Source organism: Streptococcus sp. HMSC074B11 (genome assembly GCF_001808705.1).
In the GTDB taxonomy this organism is placed as follows: domain Bacteria; phylum Bacillota; class Bacilli; order Lactobacillales; family Streptococcaceae; genus Streptococcus.
This window is the reverse complement of sequence record NZ_KV794239.1, coordinates 1-636: the sequence shown is the minus strand read 5'-3', so window position 1 is coordinate 636 and position 636 is coordinate 1. Positions and strand designations below refer to the sequence as shown.

The window sequence follows — 636 nt, the reverse complement described above, 5'->3', positions numbered from 1 at the left end:
TTATGCGACTTTCAGTCCGTCTCGCTCCGTGAGATGCGAGACAAATAAACCACCCGCTATGCGGGTGCGCGTCGAAGGTTATACCAAAAAAACTCCAAACGCGATACAATAAAGGTGTTCAAGCCAATTGTAAAGCGAAAGGAGAAAACCATGGCACAAAAGACACATAGTTTATCACACACAAAGTGGCACTGTAAGTATCACATTGTGTTCACCCCTAAGTATAGACGAAAAGTCATTTATAATCAATATCGAAGTAGTTTGGGAGAAATATTCCGCCGATTATGTAGTTATAAAGGTGTTGAGATTATCGAGGGCCATTTAATGCCTGATCATGTACATATGTTAGTCAGTATTCCACCGAGGATAAGTGTTTCAAGTTTCATGGGTTATTTAAAAGGTAAAAGTGCACTCATGATGTTTGACAAACACGCTAATCTCAAGTACAAGTTTGGGAATCGGCATTTCTGGGCAGAAGGTTACTATGTGAGTACAGTAGGGCTTAATGAAGCCACAATTAAGAAATATATTCAAGATCAGGAAAAGTATGATATAGCACTAGATAAATTGAGTGTAAAAGAATATGAGGATCCCTTTAGGGATAGTGGTAAGTAATACTCACGCCTCTTTAAGAGG

1 protein-coding gene is annotated in these 636 nt (G+C 39.0%); it reads left to right on the top strand.

The features are described from left to right. Nucleotides 1-150: 150 nt before the first annotated feature. Complete coding sequence (tnpA, locus tag HMPREF2619_RS01695) at nucleotides 151-615, top strand: IS200/IS605 family transposase (protein WP_070458570.1); 465 nt, start codon at nucleotides 151-153, stop codon at nucleotides 613-615. Nucleotides 616-636 lie beyond the last annotated feature (21 nt).